Here is a 15,821-nt window from a genome sequence, read left to right on the forward strand (position 1 = left end):
AGCATCGAGATCAACTGAAATTTAGAATTTAATAGGCCTTGGCGTTAACTTTAGCCTTTCGAGGGCGTAATCAAATAAGCCACCGGCTCTGCTGGCGGTAATTTAACTTTCGCGGAGAAACTTTGGTCATTGTAGTGTATAAATTCTCGCTCTACTCGTTTAAGTTTTTTATCTAAACTCGTAAGTTCGTCTATGGCATCGCGAAGCATATGGGTAATGGCAGCATGAATACCTTCATCTAGTAAGGCCGTTAACGTCGCTTTAAATGTTTTATACGATTTATCAATCACAACACCAAACTTAAGCAATAAACTACGCATTTGATTAATACAGGCAGTGCGTTGCTCAATTAAACGTTAGCGATCACGATGCAGGGCTAAAATGGCTTGATGATGACCTGTTTTGACAGGCACAAAGCGTATATACCCAAGCCACTTCAAGATGTGAGGTTCAGGACTGCTGAGCAATTCATGATCTAGGCGCATCTTTGCATTAATGGTTACTCCCTTAAAAAAAGATGGAACAACGAGCATGATTTGCTCAGAAGTCCCTGTAAGGTTGGTTTATAAATACTTTATGCAGCGTTATTGATTTTGAAAAGGGAATAACCATGTTCTTCAATCAATGCCTTGCCTAAAGTATTTCTAATTCCAACTGAATCCTGCATCTTGAAGTGGTTTGGGTATATGTGGCCTATCTTTTATTAATCAGCTTAAAAGATAGGTAAACAACCATGGGAATAGCACGTCAAAGGCAAGTGAGTTTAACGGATACCAAATACTACCACTGTATTTCTCGTTGTGTTCGTCGTGTACGTTGAAATGTACAGCTTTACTTGGTAAAAACATTTTAAATGTAGGACAGTGGTCACTTACTTTTGTCACGGACTTATAAGTTATTATGTAGTGCTAAACTTATAGCCCGACCTAGAGCACCGATCAGTTCAAAATATAGTCACCAGCGAGAGCCAAAATTTTCGTAGACTAGGAAAATTTTTGTAGGTCTAGTTATTCTCCATCAAGAAAATTTAACGCAGTATACGGAAATTTTAGCCTCACCCGCAGGGAATGGCCAAAAATCACACATGCTACGTTGTATCAGCTCGAAATAGCCCGCTATTCCATTCACTAATACCCCTTGCCTGTGTGATTTTTGGACCATTCTGGTGTTCGTATTTTAAACTAATCGGTGCTCTATACCCAAGCCACTTCAAGATGAGAGGTTCAGGACTGCTGAGCAATTCATGATCTAGGCGCATCTTTGCATTAATGGTTACTCCCTTAAAAAAAGATGGAACAACGAGCATGATTTGCTCAGAAGTCCCTGTAAGGTTGGTTTATAAATACTTTATGCAGCGTTATTGATTTTGAAAAGGGAATAACCATGTTCTTCAATCAATGCCTTGCCTAAAGTATTTCTAATTCCAACTGAATCCTGCATCTTGAAGTGGTTTGGGTATATTCATTATATTACTAGGTCGAACTATATTGTTAATAATTACTACTTTTGGGTTCTATTACCGAGCATAATAAATCTTGAAGCTTAGACCAACCTTCACTTTGTTGTTGTTGAACTGCTTGAATTGATACTGAATAATTGGCTGAACTATTAGCTTGCCTGTTTTTTTCAGAGTGGGAAACAAGTCTGCCCATAAGTTCACCTTCTTCTGCTACTTGTTCTTCTGTGACTTGATCTTGTGTTAAGGCTGATTTTGGGTTGATATTTTTAGCACTTTTATCACTTTTTTGTTCAGTAACCTGCAGGCTAAATTCAATTGATACATTATTTATCATTAAATTTGGTGTTGGTACAAACGAAAGTAGTGGTACAGATACATCTACTTTTTCAGTTGAGGTACTCATACCATCTAGTGTTACAGGTCTTTCTAATTGAAAATCAATCGTGCGAGTTTTTCCCTTGTTAAAACCCATTTTATGAATGTATTTAATTAATGAATTTGACATATCGCATTGTGCTTGAATTGTTGATGTTAACGGTGAAGAAATCAATTTTGACATGGGCAGTGCCCGTAATATTTTTGATGTGGTTGGCATAAAAAACTCCAAGAGTAATTGTCAATTAAAATTAAGGTAAATATTTGTTAGCACTGTCTTTTAAGCGGATCATCGCTTCAGGTGTCTCACCTTTTTTAATAACAATTTTAACTTTGACTGAATTGTTATTATCATCATTTTTGCAAACATCAAGCATGACGTCAGATTCGTCTTTAGTGCGCTCTTCCAGTGCTACAATATTTGCGTCTAATTCAACTTCTACGCGCTCGATATCTAAACCGTTTGTTGGGGCAAGACTAAATGAAGGCATTTCAATATGCTCTGATGTATCATCGTTAGATAATTTTATTTTCAACATCTTAGCTACCAAAACTTCTTCTTCATCTATGATTTGTGTATCGAAATGCTGTGCAAGACTTTTAAAATATTGGTTGTTGACAGTATCCTGAGCTTGTGAAACCGCCATTGAAATAGACTTAGTTAAGTCACCTAGACTTTTGTATCCCATATGTTTCTCCTAAACATTGATGTAATTTTTTTAACTTTAACCAAATTAATACAAAGACGTACAACATCAGGTTATGTGATATTTTTATTCACAAAGTTTCATGTTCGCTGTCTTGATACTTGTCAATACACAACAAAAAGTCACATTTGAGCATTCAATACGACATATACATGATATTGAACAGAGCAAAGGGCAGCTAAGATGGCAAAAAATATATTTATTTCAGTAAATTTTAATCGATATATAATCTTTTTTATTACATTCACTTCATTATCTAGTTTTGCAGATGATAAACAGCTTTGGCTTTCAGCAAATAATAAGGTTTGGCAAAGTGAAGATAAGGCCTCACAAGTGACTTTGTACAAAGAAATGCGCATAAGTAAAGACGTGAGTGATGTGACTGGCTTTTTTTTAGGACCTATATTGCGTCACAAACTCAATGATTATCTCAAAATTGGTGGGGCTTATAAGTTTATCAATATACGGGGGAATGATGGTCATCATAATAATTTAAATCGCTGGGAAATTGAGTTTACTCCAAACTTTTTTGTTGATAATGATAATTTGTATAAACTTTCTTTACGTAATCGTCTTGAACTCATCACTCAATCGGGAGCAAGCGATAAAAAACGTTTGAGGCAACGTTTAATGTTGACTAAAAAATTCACCAATAATCGCTATTTAAAATCAATGTTTGTTAGTCATGAATTAATCAATGTAATCAAATACGATAATACACAACTTGAACAATATCGATTTGTACCGCTAGGCCTCAAATTTAAATTAACGGAAGATTATAACCTCAATGTATTTTACATGCTCAAAAGATCCAATAAAGAAGACAAGAACTATAACCATATTTTGGGGCTAAATTTGTCATTTTAGCGAGATTAATGTGCCAATTAGCAAAACTAAAGTGTTTATTTATCGGTTTTTTTTAAATTAGAATATTTTGGTTTACGCATATTAAAAAGAGTTTATTACTTAAATTAAACTGCGGCATTTCATAGTCAAGCTCAAGTAAATACCTTAATCAACAGTGCTTTTCAACGCTGTGGTCGCAGATTTTTAGCATAGAAATAATACTGATGATTAGGTGAAAAATGCAAAAAATTAAACAAATATTGTCACTGCAAATTATTATGACGCTTTCTATGGGTTTGTTATTGTTTATCGGTGTTGGTGAATCATACAGGGTAATGCCTTCATTGTTGTTAACTGATGCATGTAATCAGGCACAATTATTAAAAAATTCAATCGAAACCAATCTGAAGCTGGGTATACCTGTAGAGTTTAAAGGTTTTAATCAGCTGGCTGATAATCTAGCTGAACAAAGTGATCAAATTGCTAATGCTCAGATTATCATACTGCATGATCAACAGGCTCAACATCATGATGCATTAATTTTGACTTGCAACATGACTGATAAAGATTTACAGCGTGTTTTAACGATAGATTGGCAAGGCTTGCTAATAGAGTCAGACTTTGATGACCATTATCAGATTACTTTGGGTTTAGCAGATAAAATTGGTCAAGTAGCACAACTTGTGATCACACCTGAACACGGTTTTTTTAAGCAAGCCATTAATGCACAATTTCGTTCGGTGATCATACTATCATTGGTATTGTGCGTACTGTTCCCTTTCATTATTTGTTTCAATCAACATCTGAAGATCAAATATGCTAAGTTGATGCAACAAGGCCTTTATCACTTAGCACTTTTATTGGTCGGTTGCTTGATCATTAATAGTTTGATAAACCTATATACGGCAGGTATTAAAGCTCAGTCTAATTCTCTTGCGCGTTCACTTGAAGCCCGCTTGTCTATACCTCTGACTTTAGGCTTTGATCTTGATAGCGATTTGAGTGGTTTCGATGAACTACTTTTAGAATATCGACTTAAAAACCCTGATATTAGCCACATTTACTTGCTTAATAATAGCAAAATCAGTAGTAGTAGTGTGACTGAAAGTCATCAGAATGAATACAAAAGTAAAGAGAGTTTAGTGTGTTCATCACTGTCAAGTGAAGCACAGCACAGTCAATATATTTCTATTTGTTTAGACCTAGTGGGTTCAACATATCAAATTGTGATAAAAACGCCGTGGTCTCGAGTATTAACTAAATTATGGCGGGCAGCACGTAATATATTGGTATTGCTTATCGCGGCAGTGTTACTGTTAAGTTTGTTTTTTGATGTTTTGGTGTCGATACAAAATACCAGAAACAGATCAAACAACTGCAACACCAGCAAGGGGGATATAAAAGACCGTTTAGTTAAAGAAAAAGTAGATAATGCAGAACTATTAACGCTTATTCGGCCAGTATTTGCACTTGGGGTACTGATGGAGGCGATTAATTTATCCTTTTTACCCGCTTATTTATCATCTCGCTTTGTTGACGCCGATTTTTCAGTATCTAGCGTTTTTGCTGTTTATTTTATTTGTTTTGCGATTATCTTGATCCCTGCTGGACGCTGCGCTGAAAATTATAGTTTACGTAACATGATGCTCACGGGATTGATTTTGTCGGTCATTGGCATTGGGGGCATTGCATTTATTTATGATCCTTTATCTATCATAGTGCTACGAGGGCTCAGTGGTTTTGGACAAGGTATATTGCTTATTGCAGTACAGAGTTATTTACTACGTCTGCAAAATTTACAGGCGACAGAACAGCTGGTGATAGGATTTAACATGAGTACTATATCGGGGGTCACTATAGGCGCACTTCTTATGCCAATGCTAGGTGAATCTTCGGTATTTTTGATTGGTGCTACCATAGGAACAATCAATTGTATTTACTGTTTTATGATGATCACAGACTTGGATCCTGTTCATAAAACAGGAGCACTTATTCAACGAGATGTATCCAATCAAGTAAAAATGCCTAAGCGATATAAATTTATAAAACTTTTCAGCGATTTAGACTTGTATAAATCGGTCATATTGATTGGTTTTCCAACTAAAGCTGTTTATGTTGGCGTACTGATGTTTATGATACCACTCCTGCTTAAAGCGTTTGGATTTGATATAGACACCATTGGCCAAATATTAGTTTTTTATTATTTTGGGGTATTAATATCTACGATAATGATAAGTAAATTTGGTGGGTTTTTAAATTATGTTTCGCTAATGTTATTTTTAGGCTGTCTGGGAAGTGGTCTTGGACTGATTATGCTAGGTATGCTTGGGCAGTTAGCGACTCATCAAGAAATGCTAGTGGGGAAAAGTTTTAAATTGACTGCTGTAATATTAGTGTCTGTGTTGCTGATAGGTATAGCACATGGATTGATTCATGCACCGATTGTCACTCATGTTGTTCGTTCAAAATCTGCATTGCTTGTTGGTCAAGCGACTACAGCCGCTACATATCGATTTTTAGAAAGACTAGGATGTATCGCTGGTCCTGTATTAGCCTCTTTAATTCTCGTGAATCACGATGGCACAATGAATATTGAATTACTCGTTCTAGTCGGTTTTTCTATTATCGTATGCGGGATAATTTTCATCTGGCCGAATATTTCATTTAATAAAAAACTTAAAAAGTAACAGTAATTACAGAGAGTAACCCTAATGCGTAAATCAACTAAGTTTTTAAACCAAACAATTTGGCTAATGATACCGGTGTTTATGATCTTTGCTATGAAGGCCTATGCTGATATCACTCCAGCAAGTGAATTTTGTCAACGACTACAACTTTCTGAGCATCAGTGCATGGAGGAGTCAAAAGAATGGAGCGAGCCGCTAACGTTATTTAAAAACCATATTATACCGACGGCGATCTCAACCGCTGATGATGTTGGATTCAAGGTACTTATTTTATCCCCTAAGTGGTCAACGGCCTATGATATTGCGACTAAAACTATTATCGAGCAGTTCGCTAGTCAGGGATTGAATGTGAGTTATACGTTGCTTAACTATCAGCAAGATAAAGATCAAGCAAAAGTGATTATTGATATTGCTGAAAATTTAGGGGTCGATCTCATTTTTTCTGTAGGGTCAAGCACCACAGCTTTTATGTTTGATTATTACAGCACGGGTAAATTGCCAGTTGTTTCGGTGTGCAGTAAAGATCCTGTATCCTTGTATCAGGTCGATGGGAAAATAGGCATGAGCCAAAGTAATATTGCCTATACCTCACTTAATATTGATGTTAGTACCCAAATAGATTACTTTAAAGAAAAGTTCCTTATTGGCCTATCACGAATAGCTATCATTTATGATATAAATAATCCCAGTTCAATTCAAACTCAGGTATCCCCTCTGATTAATTACCTAGAGCATAGTGATAATATTGAATTGACATTAATAGAAGTCGACTTAAATAAAGTCAATGATGGCCTTGCTCCACAAATGAAAAAATTCATTGAGGGATCCCAAAAACCTGGTGACAGTATATTTTTGATCACTGGCAGTACTGAATTATTTGAAAATATAGATCGCATAAATAAAAATGCCATGGCTTTACCTGTATTAAGTGTTACGCCTAGTCATGTTACTTCTGGACTTTCTAGTGTATTGATGGCTATTGGTGTTAGCTTTAAAACTAACGCCAAACTAGCCGCTGACTATGGCGCTAGAATATTACAAAAAAAAGCTATCCCACAGACTTTGCCGATAGGGATCGTAGATACACCTGATATTTCAATTAATTTTAGCCGTATGCCTGAAAACACATCATTAAAACTGCCGTTTAAATTTTTTGAAGATGCCGTAGTGATTTACAATCATAAAGGGGAGGCGGTTAGAATAGATGGATATACCCAAGCCACTTCAAGATGTGAGGTTCAGGACTGCTGAGCAATTCATGATCTAGGCGCATCTTTGCATTAATGGTTACTCCCTTAAAAAAAGATGGAACAACGAGCATGATTTGCTCAGAAGTCCCTGTAAGGTTGGTTTATAAATACTTTATGCAGCGTTATTGATTTTGAAAAGGGAATAACCATGTTCTTCAATCAATGCCTAGCCTAAAGTATTTCTACTTCCAACTGAATCCTGCATCTTGAAGTGGTTTGGGTATATACCTTGGGGGAAAAATAAATGTGGAGTCGCCCAAACTTAAATGACACGAGCTTTTAAAATGTTGCAAAACCTGTATTGTTCGATATCACTTATCTTCACACACATCAAATAGCCATTTATATTAAAGAAACATTTGGCACCAGTTATACTATCTCCGGATTGAATCAAGAGGTACATCAACATAAGTTCAGCTATAAAAAAGCCAAAGGCGTCCCTCATAAATTTGATGCAGAAAAACAAGCCGAATTTATTGCTTTTTACGAGCAGCTTAAATCAACGGTAGCACCAGATGAACATATATTATTCATGGATGCAGTTCACCTAGCGCAAGCAACCAAAATCACAGCAGGTTAGATAAGAAAAAATGATGATAAAGCGATAAAAACAACTGGCAGCCGTTCTCGCATTAATCTTATTGGTGATATTGAATTAGGCCATTTGGGAAATGCGGTTATCAAAGAATATGAAAAAACAGTTAACGGGGAGTCAATCGTTAATTTTATGAGCATAGTACGTAAAAGCGATTTTGGAAAGCGATGAATAAATATGTAGGAAATGGCGAGTAAATATGCAGTTAATGGTGGGGGCTTTAGCTCGATAAAAGAATTTCGATAGCGAATTAGTGACTTTTTTTAGGAGCACATTGCTCAAAACTGCTAACACACTCGATAGTTGGATTAATGACAACTTTCAGGTTTTAAAACCCGTATTTTTAATGGTGACGGGTATATATTAAACTTACAAATATGGTGTAAATAAGTCTAAAGTTGAATTAACCACAACATATTAGCAGTCATTTTACATTCAATTTTTAAGTAAACAACTTTAGACAATTTGTTTAATAATTTTTTATTTTAAAAGGCTGTATGGTCAAAGGTATCTCGTAAGGTTTTCTTTGCCAATTGATAGTATTTCCTTGATGAAGTAGCTGAAATATCCATAATCTTAGCTATGCTTTCGTGAGATCGATTTTCGTTCACCCTGCGATGTAATATTTCTCTTTCTATTAAATTTAAATTTTTTATCTTTATTTGTAAGTGTTTAGATAGTCTATCTGATTGGACCTTTTTTTCTACTAAATTTTTTTCGCTCGTTATTATCTGTAAATCGTAAATATTATTCACCTTGCTTTCACCGCTAAAATAGTTTGTTACTACCTTGGCATTTTGTCTATAAAAATCCATGCATGTATTATAAATAATTTTGCATAGCCAAGGCTTTATGTCACGGATAGTTACCTTATCATAATTATTATATGCTTTAATAGCTGCGGTGCTCATTGCGTCTTCTGCATCATGTTTTTTGTATTTTAGATATTTCAAACATTGTTTTTTTAAAGTGTCTTCATACTTTATCCATTCATCCCAAAAACCGTCCTTATTTTTAATATTTGTCATTATATAAAATTCCTTATGTAGTTGAATTAAACTAATGACGTGAAGCAAATGATTATGTGAAAATTTAGGTACTAAAAATTTATTGTTTTTTTATTTGTGGCGCTGAAAATATGTTGTTTTTTTCCATAAAAGTAAGACTAGAATTAAATTGTGGGGTAAATGTGGAGTTTATGAAATTAAATTGATTTTTATAAAAAAAAATTAGGTTGTTGTTTTATAATTGTATTTTTAATGCGACATAATTAAATGCCACAGTTCAATCTCCATAGTTTGATCTATTAAGTACTTTCTAAAGAATAATAAGGAAGAGAAATATTGTGAGCGATTAAAATGAGCTAAAACAGCTTTAATAAATCGTATTATTAAACGATAAAGCTAAAAATTGTTAATAAATAGCAATTAAAAGTCCTTACTTGAATAAAAAACCAAAAAGATTCAGCTTTTGCTACTTTGAAACGTTAAACTCGGTTAGGTGTATGCCCAAGCCACTTCAAGATGTGAGGTTCAGGACTGCTGAGCAATTCATGATCTAGGCGCATCTTTGCATTAATGGTTACTCCCTTAAAAAAAGATGGACCGGCAATATGCTCCTGCATTGCTCTAGTACCTACATCCATGCAGGCAACAACGAGCATGATTTGCTCAGAAGTCCCTGTAAGGTTGGTTTATAGCGTTATTGATTTTGAAAAGGGAATAACCATGTTCTTCAATCAATGCCTTGCCTAAAGCATTTCTAATTCCAACTGAATCCTGCATCTTGAAGTGGTTTGGGTATATATCTTCGACTTTTATGGTTTCGTTGTTATTTTTTAATTGATAAACCATACCGTTTTATTAAGTTAGTTTTGCGATTTCTTCTTTTTTACGATAATTGTTCACATAAGACTAATCGAATACGTCTTTATAATGTTTTTCATTTATACACTCTTACCAAGAATCTTAGTTTTTTAGCTTATTAATACTTGTGTATTCAATTTAAATATGAAAACCGATATCGCAACTTATTTAAGATTTAGTAAATATATTTATTAAAACTGAATCATCAAATGAGTATTTATATTAAAACGCTAATAAAAGATTGTGGGAGGGCAATTGAAAGGGTGTTTAATGGAGCTTTTTATCAAAATAAATACAATGCGCGTATAAATTTTACACTCTCAAGATAGAAAAAAATAAGATGGCATAAGAATAATTAACCATGCTTTAAGCTTAGTATATTCACCTTATTTGGAGTAATGTGATGCAAGTATCTATTCAAGAATTATCTAAACTATTAAATCAGGTGCGGCAGACACCGGTGGCTGTGATTTTTTCAGGTGATCCTCAGGTTTCAGGTAATGTGCAATACAGAACAAATAATCCAAGAAATTGGAAAAGTTATAAAACAGGCGCTGAAGATATTGCACGAGCTTTGAAAAATATTGGATTTATACAAGTAAGACTATTAGAAGAAAATGCTGATCTCGCCAGAAAACTAAAGCTTTATAAAATAAATTTAGCTTGGTTAAATTCTGGTGGTTTACAAGGGCATGATAGTATGTGCCATGCTGCCGCAGTTTGTGAATCGCAAGGAGTTGCGTATGTCGGTCATCGTCCTTTAACTACCTGTATTCTTGATTATAAACCTTATTTTAAAAATTTCTGTAAAGTATTAGGGCTTAAAGTGCCCGAAGCTGTGTTGTGGAATGGAGAGCAGTTTATAAATCACACATTGAAAAAGCATACTAATATTAGGTCTTTTTTACATCATAAAGGGCCTTTTGTGATCAAGCCGGGGACAGGAAGAGCGTCTAATATGGTCAGTATTGCATATGACTCTAGAATGGTTTTAAATCTTGTTAAAGAGGTTCATGACACCACTAAAGACTGGGTATTGGTTGAAGAGTATTTACCTGGGAGAGAATTTTCTGTTGCTGTAACAGGGCGACTTATTTGCAGTGGTTTGAAGGATGAAAATATACAGCTAAATCGAATTGAAAAGCCATTTTGTTTTGCCCAGTTTGAGCGAAAACTTCAGCCAGGTATATCAATATTTACCTCTATAGATAGAGAACCTATCAGTGCGCAGCGCATTATAAAACTCGATCCCAATAATGATAGTGACACTCTGAAAGAACTTAATAGTATAGCTTGTAAACTTTATACTAAATTAAATTTGAAAGGGTTAATTAGAATTGACTTACGCCAAGATGAAGTTGGAAAATTACATGTGTTAGAGGCAAATCCCAAGCCAGACATTATTCATTCAATAGAAAAAACGAGTTTGTTGGCTTTAGGATTAAGTGAAGTGGGTATTAGTTATGATCACTTTATTGTCAGCCAGGTCGCTAATGCTGTTGAACATTATTTAGCGCAGTGGGGCGAACAATGGTTGGCACGTTTGAACGCTATTTAGAATTATCGATTCATTTATTTTTGTCGGTTTACTTACTTATCACTGTAATCAAATCAAAGATTCTGCGTTTTATTTCATTAATGATAATTTATTGACTTTGAATCCCACTTTAAATGCTGATGTGAATATATCCAGAGTCTTTATAGGAATTAATTTTAGGAGGGGATAATAATGAGCACCGAACTTGAAGTCGCATTGAAAGATATTGAGATAATAGCGGCTTATCTTGGTAAAACTGATATGACCGAAATTATCAAGTTGGATCTAAACCTACTTTTAAAGTTACGTAGTAAATATTATGACGGCGCTAATTTCGATGCGAGTGATGAACTTGCTCTTTGGAGTAGCATGGCAAATATTTTATCTGAACTAGGAACTGATCTTGCTCATATAAAACAATATATTGGTTTATCTCCTAATTTTGCATTTGGAAAAAAACAACTATATAAAAAAATTTTACAACAGCATATGAAAGTATTTGGCATTAGCGCTTGTTTATGGGTTTTTTTTATACTGATCGTTCAAAGTTATTACCTAATTGGAAATGATGTTGTTAGCAAAAATAATGTGTTATTTAAACAACGAAACGATATGAAAATAGACTTACTCAAAAAAATAAATTTACTAAAAAGAATGCAGGTATCTATTAATGAAAATATAGATTATCGCAAGATTAATAATTCTATTGATCTGTTAGATGAGCAGTTTGATGCAAATAGAGAAATATTAATGCAATGGAATTTGATATGGCGATTTGGGATACCATTTACACCTAAGTTTTCCATTTATGATAATGCTGTTTATTATGAAAAACAAGAAAATGCTAAAAATCAATTAATTAAAAGCAATTTAATTTTAGAGCGGGCATTAAAAGAATCTAGAAATATTTACTTCCTTAATAATATCTCAGCCAAATATATTTTATCATTGATAGAAGATTATATTTTACCCATTTTATACGGCTCTTTAGGAGCATTTATAAAAGTACTTAGAGATATATATCAACAATACAATAGCCATAATTTAATAAAACGTTCCTATTGGTATTGTAATTTACAAATTTTTTTAGGAGGGATAACAGCGATGTCTAGTAAGTTAATTTTTTTTGAAACACTTGTTATATCAGATAATAACCATTTGACTTTTTTCGTTTTAGCATTTTTAGTTGGTTATAACCTTGATAGCTTTTTTAATTATTTAGAAAATATGCTAAATAAAATGATAAAAAAATGAATCACATAATATTTTATTGAACGTCTTATAAATAACACAACTCTGTGGAATGACGATTAGCAACTATTTCGTTTTTATTATTGTGAAATAGCAGTTAATCACTGAAAAATTTGCGTGCTATAAGGATTAATTTGTATGACTGAAGTGAAAAATCATAAAGTTGAGGGTAAGGATGACGTGATTCTTAGCCCTCATTATAAGAAAATTTTAAATGCTTTAATGCCACCGACGTGCATGTCTATTGAAAAACATAAATACGCATACCCTGCATCTGTTCATATTAATTCAGACAATCGCATAGTAGAAGCAAAATTTAGCCTTGAAAAGTATACCGAAAATCCCACTAAATATATTCATAATCTAGGGCAGAATTATAAAAAATTATATGAAAGAGGAGAGGTTAAAGCTTGTGGTATCGTTTATACTGGTGTAATTAAATTATCTAGAACGAAGCAACAAGATGCGATCATATTAAAGTTAGATAGTGGTGATAGCTATCCTATTATTTTTATTCAAAAATTTAAAGTACGTTCAGGTGCAAGAGGTAAGGTTGTTTTTGATGAAATTGAATGTGAAATAGGCGAACCATTACTACCAAAACAAGATTTAAAATAGCACTTTAGATAACAGTATCAAAACATTTTCAGCACTTTTAGCAGGTAATCATTATCTCAACCTGCTATCCGCCACTATATGTTAGTTTATTAATGGAACAATAATCCTCATTTTCACATAAAGCACATAACTACCACATAAAAAAAGCGTATAAATATACAAATTCACTATGGTTTTTATCACAGATTGGCACAGTGAACGTCAATGTTGTATAAGTAAAATTATCACAAAAAATAAAGGTCGTTATTGTTATGTTCAATAAAAAAAATAAAAAAATAAAACAGCTTTCTGAGGAATTAGTGATAAGTTCAAGTCAATTTGATGCTATCAATCGTTCTATCCCTATGATCGAATTCACTCCTGATGGACATATATTAACGGCTAATTCACTTTTTCTCGATATCATTGGTTATTCAATTAATGAAGTTCAATATGAGCATCATTCAACTGTTTGTTTTCCTAACTATGTGGCTAGTAAAGAGTATACACAATTCTGGAGAGATCTAGCGAATGGAAAAATGCAAACAGGCCAATTTCAACGAGTACATAAACAAGGTCATGAAATATGGCTTGAAGCAACCTATTTTCCAATAATACAAGATGAGAAAGTGGTTAAGATAATTAAAATAGCGAGTGATGTTACAGTAAAGTATCAGGAGAGTATTGCACAAAATAGCATATTAGAAGCACTTGATCGTTCTTTAGCTATCATTGAATTTACCCCTCAGGGCGAAATTATTACAGCAAATGGCAATTTTTTAAACACAGTTGGTTATTCTCTCAATGAGATAAAAGGTAATCATCATCGTATTTTTTGTCATGAAAATTTTTATATTGATATACCTAACTTTTGGGGTGATATGGCGCTAGGGCAACCCAAAGTTGGACTGTTTCATCGTAAAACAAAATCAGGACAAGATCTTTGGCTCGAAGCGACTTATAACCCTATTTTTAACGCTAGTCGTCAAGTAATTAAAGTTATTAAGTTTGCAACTAATGTTACTGAACAGATCCAGCGTAATGACGCTGTTGCTAGAGCCTCTGAAGTTGCACATAGTACAGCAGTAGAAACGGCTCAAATAGCGAAGCAAGGATCTGATTTATTGGTAGACTGCGTTCATGTTTCTAAATTAATTAATTCAAATGTAAAAGAAGCGGTTGTTCAAACAACTGAATTAAATAAATGTTCGAGTGATATAGGTAATATAGTCAGCACAATTAAAGCGATTGCAGAACAAACTAATCTATTGGCACTCAATGCCGCAATTGAAGCTGCGCGTGCAGGACAAAACGGAAGAGGCTTCGCTGTTGTTGCTGATGAAGTAAGAATGTTAGCTGCAAAAACGGCCCAATCTACGACTGAAATAGAGAATGTTGTATCGAGTAATCAAGCAATTACTTCTGGTGTTATGCAGTCGATGTCTGACATTTCAGATATAACTATTGAAGGGACAGATAAAATCACTCAAATAACAGCCGTAATGGATGAAATATATAATGGTGCAGAAAATGTGACACAAACGGTTGGAGAGTTAAATACGTGATTTTCCCCTTAATAGTAGATTATTCAAATATCGATTTTCAAGGGGAATGTCTTTTATTGAGTTTGATAATTTACCGATTTATTTCGTGCTCAGTTTTGTATTCGTTTTTTGATTAATGTAGCTTGATGTTTTAGACTGAGCTCCGTTTGGTGTGCGACAGCGGACCTGATTGGTCTATACCCAAACCACTTCAAGATGCAGGATTCAGTTGGAATTAGAAATGCTTTAGGCAAGGTATTGATTGAAGAACATGGTTATTCCCTTTTCAAAATCAATAACGCTGCATAAAGTATTTATAAACCAACCTTACAGGGACATCTGAGCAAATCATGCTCGTTGTTGCCTGCATGGATGTAGGTACTAGAGCAATGCAGGAGCATATTGCCGGTCCATCTTTTTTTAAGGGAGTAACCATTAATGCAAAGATGCGCCTAGATCATGAATTGCTCAGCAGTCCTGAACCTCACATCTTGAAGTGGCTTGGGTATATAAGTAAAATCTCAACCACAATTAAGACACACATTTTTAACATATAAATCCTTAAAGCTTTTAAAAGATAATTTCTGTCATGATTTGGGTTTTAACTGAATTTGCTATAAAGCATTGCTCATGCGATTGATGATGCAGTTTTTCTAGCTGTGTTTTAGTGGGATGTTTATCATCTGAAAATTGAACATGTGGTCGAAGCGTCACCTTTAGCATGCTCATTTTTCCCTGGTTATCCTTGCCCATAACCCCCATTGCTTGATCAACATATTTATCTACTATGAATCCTTTCTTAGCAGCAAGTTGTAAGAAAAATAGCATATGGCAGCTAGAAAGAGAGGCAATGAAAGCCTCTTCAGGATCAACATTTTCTTCAATAGAATACGGCAATGGTACGATACTAGGTGATGAAGATGCCGCGATACTTGCCCCACCATCAAAATTCCATTGATGTGATCGACTGTATTTATAGTCAATAAATAGCTCTTGTTCATCTCGTTGCCATAAAATTTCAGCTGTGTATTGTGACATGTTTATCTCGATTAGTTAATATCATTATTACTGTCTTAATCTGTATTATGGCTTGACTCTGAAGTTTTAT

At 34.1% G+C, this 15,821-nt stretch carries 18 protein-coding genes and 1 pseudogene; 10 read left to right on the forward strand and 9 right to left on the reverse strand.

Going from position 1 to position 15,821, the window contains the following annotated elements; translation table 11 throughout:
• Positions 1-50 precede the first annotated feature (50 nt).
• Both CJF42_RS06010 and CJF42_RS27250 read right to left on the reverse strand, forming a co-directional pair.
• Entirely contained in the window at positions 51-320 is a 270-nt protein-coding gene (locus tag CJF42_RS06010) for a hypothetical protein (RefSeq protein ID WP_095365813.1), read from the reverse strand.
• A gap of 36 nt (positions 321-356) precedes the next feature.
• On the reverse strand, positions 357-533 hold the full coding sequence (locus CJF42_RS27250; RefSeq protein WP_170940497.1) for a hypothetical protein: 177 nt from the start codon (positions 531-533) through the stop codon (positions 357-359).
• 200 nt (positions 534-733) lie between these two features.
• On the opposite strand from CJF42_RS27250, the pseudogene CJF42_RS06015 reads away from it, so the two are divergent.
• Positions 734-811, forward strand: a pseudogene (locus CJF42_RS06015) (Mobile element protein); the annotation flags it as partial.
• A gap of 276 nt (positions 812-1,087) precedes the next feature.
• Here CJF42_RS06015 and CJF42_RS27255 read toward each other — a convergent pair.
• From CJF42_RS27255 to CJF42_RS06035, 3 genes are all read right to left on the reverse strand, one after another.
• Positions 1,088-1,306: a hypothetical protein gene (locus CJF42_RS27255; RefSeq protein WP_095365814.1), complete on the reverse strand. Its 219-nt coding sequence runs from the start codon at positions 1,304-1,306 to the stop codon at positions 1,088-1,090.
• Between the two features lie 184 nt (positions 1,307-1,490).
• Complete coding sequence (locus CJF42_RS06030) at positions 1,491-2,054, reverse strand: DUF2589 domain-containing protein (protein ID WP_095365815.1); 564 nt, start codon at positions 2,052-2,054, stop codon at positions 1,491-1,493.
• A 31-nt stretch (positions 2,055-2,085) separates the two neighbouring features.
• Positions 2,086-2,523, reverse strand: a complete 438-nt coding sequence (locus tag CJF42_RS06035; RefSeq protein WP_095365816.1) for a DUF2589 domain-containing protein — start codon at positions 2,521-2,523, stop codon at positions 2,086-2,088.
• Between the two features lie 201 nt (positions 2,524-2,724).
• Between CJF42_RS06035 and CJF42_RS06040 the strand changes: the two genes are divergently transcribed.
• From CJF42_RS06040 to CJF42_RS06050, 3 genes are all read left to right on the forward strand, one after another.
• Positions 2,725-3,408 carry a DUF2490 domain-containing protein gene (locus tag CJF42_RS06040; RefSeq protein WP_095365817.1) on the forward strand — a complete coding sequence of 228 codons (684 nt, stop codon included), beginning with the start codon at positions 2,725-2,727 and terminating at the stop codon, positions 3,406-3,408.
• 218 nt (positions 3,409-3,626) lie between these two features.
• Positions 3,627-6,074: an MFS transporter gene (locus tag CJF42_RS06045; protein ID WP_095365818.1), complete on the forward strand. Its 2,448-nt coding sequence runs from the start codon at positions 3,627-3,629 to the stop codon at positions 6,072-6,074.
• Positions 6,075-6,098: 24 nt separating this feature from the next.
• A complete protein-coding gene (locus tag CJF42_RS06050) occupies positions 6,099-7,325 on the forward strand; it encodes a type 1 periplasmic-binding domain-containing protein (RefSeq protein ID WP_095365819.1) in 1,227 nt (408 codons plus the stop codon).
• Here the strand turns inward: CJF42_RS06050 and CJF42_RS29010 are convergent.
• Positions 7,270-7,395 (reverse strand): hypothetical protein, encoded by a 126-nt coding sequence (locus tag CJF42_RS29010; RefSeq protein WP_286203469.1) that lies wholly within the window; start codon positions 7,393-7,395, stop codon positions 7,270-7,272. The genes CJF42_RS06050 and CJF42_RS29010 overlap by 56 nt on opposite strands.
• Positions 7,396-7,625: 230 nt before the next feature.
• Here CJF42_RS29010 and CJF42_RS06055 point away from each other — a divergent pair, with 230 nt between their 5' ends.
• Positions 7,626-7,904: a helix-turn-helix domain-containing protein gene (locus CJF42_RS06055; RefSeq protein ID WP_095365820.1), complete on the forward strand. Its 279-nt coding sequence runs from the start codon at positions 7,626-7,628 to the stop codon at positions 7,902-7,904.
• Between the two features lie 500 nt (positions 7,905-8,404).
• On the opposite strand, the gene CJF42_RS06060 is transcribed toward CJF42_RS06055, so the two are convergent.
• Both CJF42_RS06060 and CJF42_RS27260 read right to left on the reverse strand, forming a co-directional pair.
• Positions 8,405-8,947, reverse strand: coding sequence for an RNA polymerase sigma factor (locus tag CJF42_RS06060; protein WP_095365821.1), 543 nt, complete (start codon positions 8,945-8,947; stop codon positions 8,405-8,407).
• 458 nt (positions 8,948-9,405) lie between these two features.
• Positions 9,406-9,582 carry a hypothetical protein gene (locus CJF42_RS27260; protein WP_170940498.1) on the reverse strand — a complete coding sequence of 59 codons (177 nt, stop codon included), beginning with the start codon at positions 9,580-9,582 and terminating at the stop codon, positions 9,406-9,408.
• 605 nt (positions 9,583-10,187) lie between these two features.
• On the opposite strand from CJF42_RS27260, the gene CJF42_RS06070 reads away from it, so the two are divergent.
• The 5 genes from CJF42_RS06070 (at position 10,188) to CJF42_RS27265 (ending at position 15,270) form a co-directional block, all read left to right on the forward strand.
• The gene (locus CJF42_RS06070) at positions 10,188-11,342 is read left to right on the forward strand and encodes a D-alanine--D-alanine ligase family protein (RefSeq protein ID WP_095365823.1); all 1,155 of its coding nucleotides are present in this window, start codon (positions 10,188-10,190) and stop codon (positions 11,340-11,342) included.
• A gap of 171 nt (positions 11,343-11,513) precedes the next feature.
• Positions 11,514-12,575: a hypothetical protein gene (locus tag CJF42_RS06075; protein WP_095365824.1), complete on the forward strand. Its 1,062-nt coding sequence runs from the start codon at positions 11,514-11,516 to the stop codon at positions 12,573-12,575.
• A 135-nt stretch (positions 12,576-12,710) separates the two neighbouring features.
• Positions 12,711-13,190 carry a hypothetical protein gene (locus CJF42_RS06080; protein WP_095365825.1) on the forward strand — a complete coding sequence of 160 codons (480 nt, stop codon included), beginning with the start codon at positions 12,711-12,713 and terminating at the stop codon, positions 13,188-13,190.
• A gap of 251 nt (positions 13,191-13,441) precedes the next feature.
• Positions 13,442-14,734: a methyl-accepting chemotaxis protein gene (locus CJF42_RS06085; protein WP_095365826.1), complete on the forward strand. Its 1,293-nt coding sequence runs from the start codon at positions 13,442-13,444 to the stop codon at positions 14,732-14,734.
• Positions 14,735-15,063: 329 nt separating this feature from the next.
• Complete coding sequence (locus CJF42_RS27265) at positions 15,064-15,270, forward strand: hypothetical protein (protein WP_095365827.1); 207 nt, start codon at positions 15,064-15,066, stop codon at positions 15,268-15,270.
• A 13-nt stretch (positions 15,271-15,283) separates the two neighbouring features.
• Here CJF42_RS27265 and CJF42_RS06095 read toward each other — a convergent pair whose 3' ends face one another.
• Entirely contained in the window at positions 15,284-15,751 is a 468-nt protein-coding gene (locus CJF42_RS06095; RefSeq protein ID WP_095365828.1) for an OsmC family protein, read from the reverse strand.
• Positions 15,752-15,821 lie beyond the last annotated feature (70 nt).

Source organism: Pseudoalteromonas sp. NBT06-2 (assembly GCF_002276045.1).
Classification (GTDB): Bacteria; Pseudomonadota; Gammaproteobacteria; order Enterobacterales; family Alteromonadaceae; genus Pseudoalteromonas.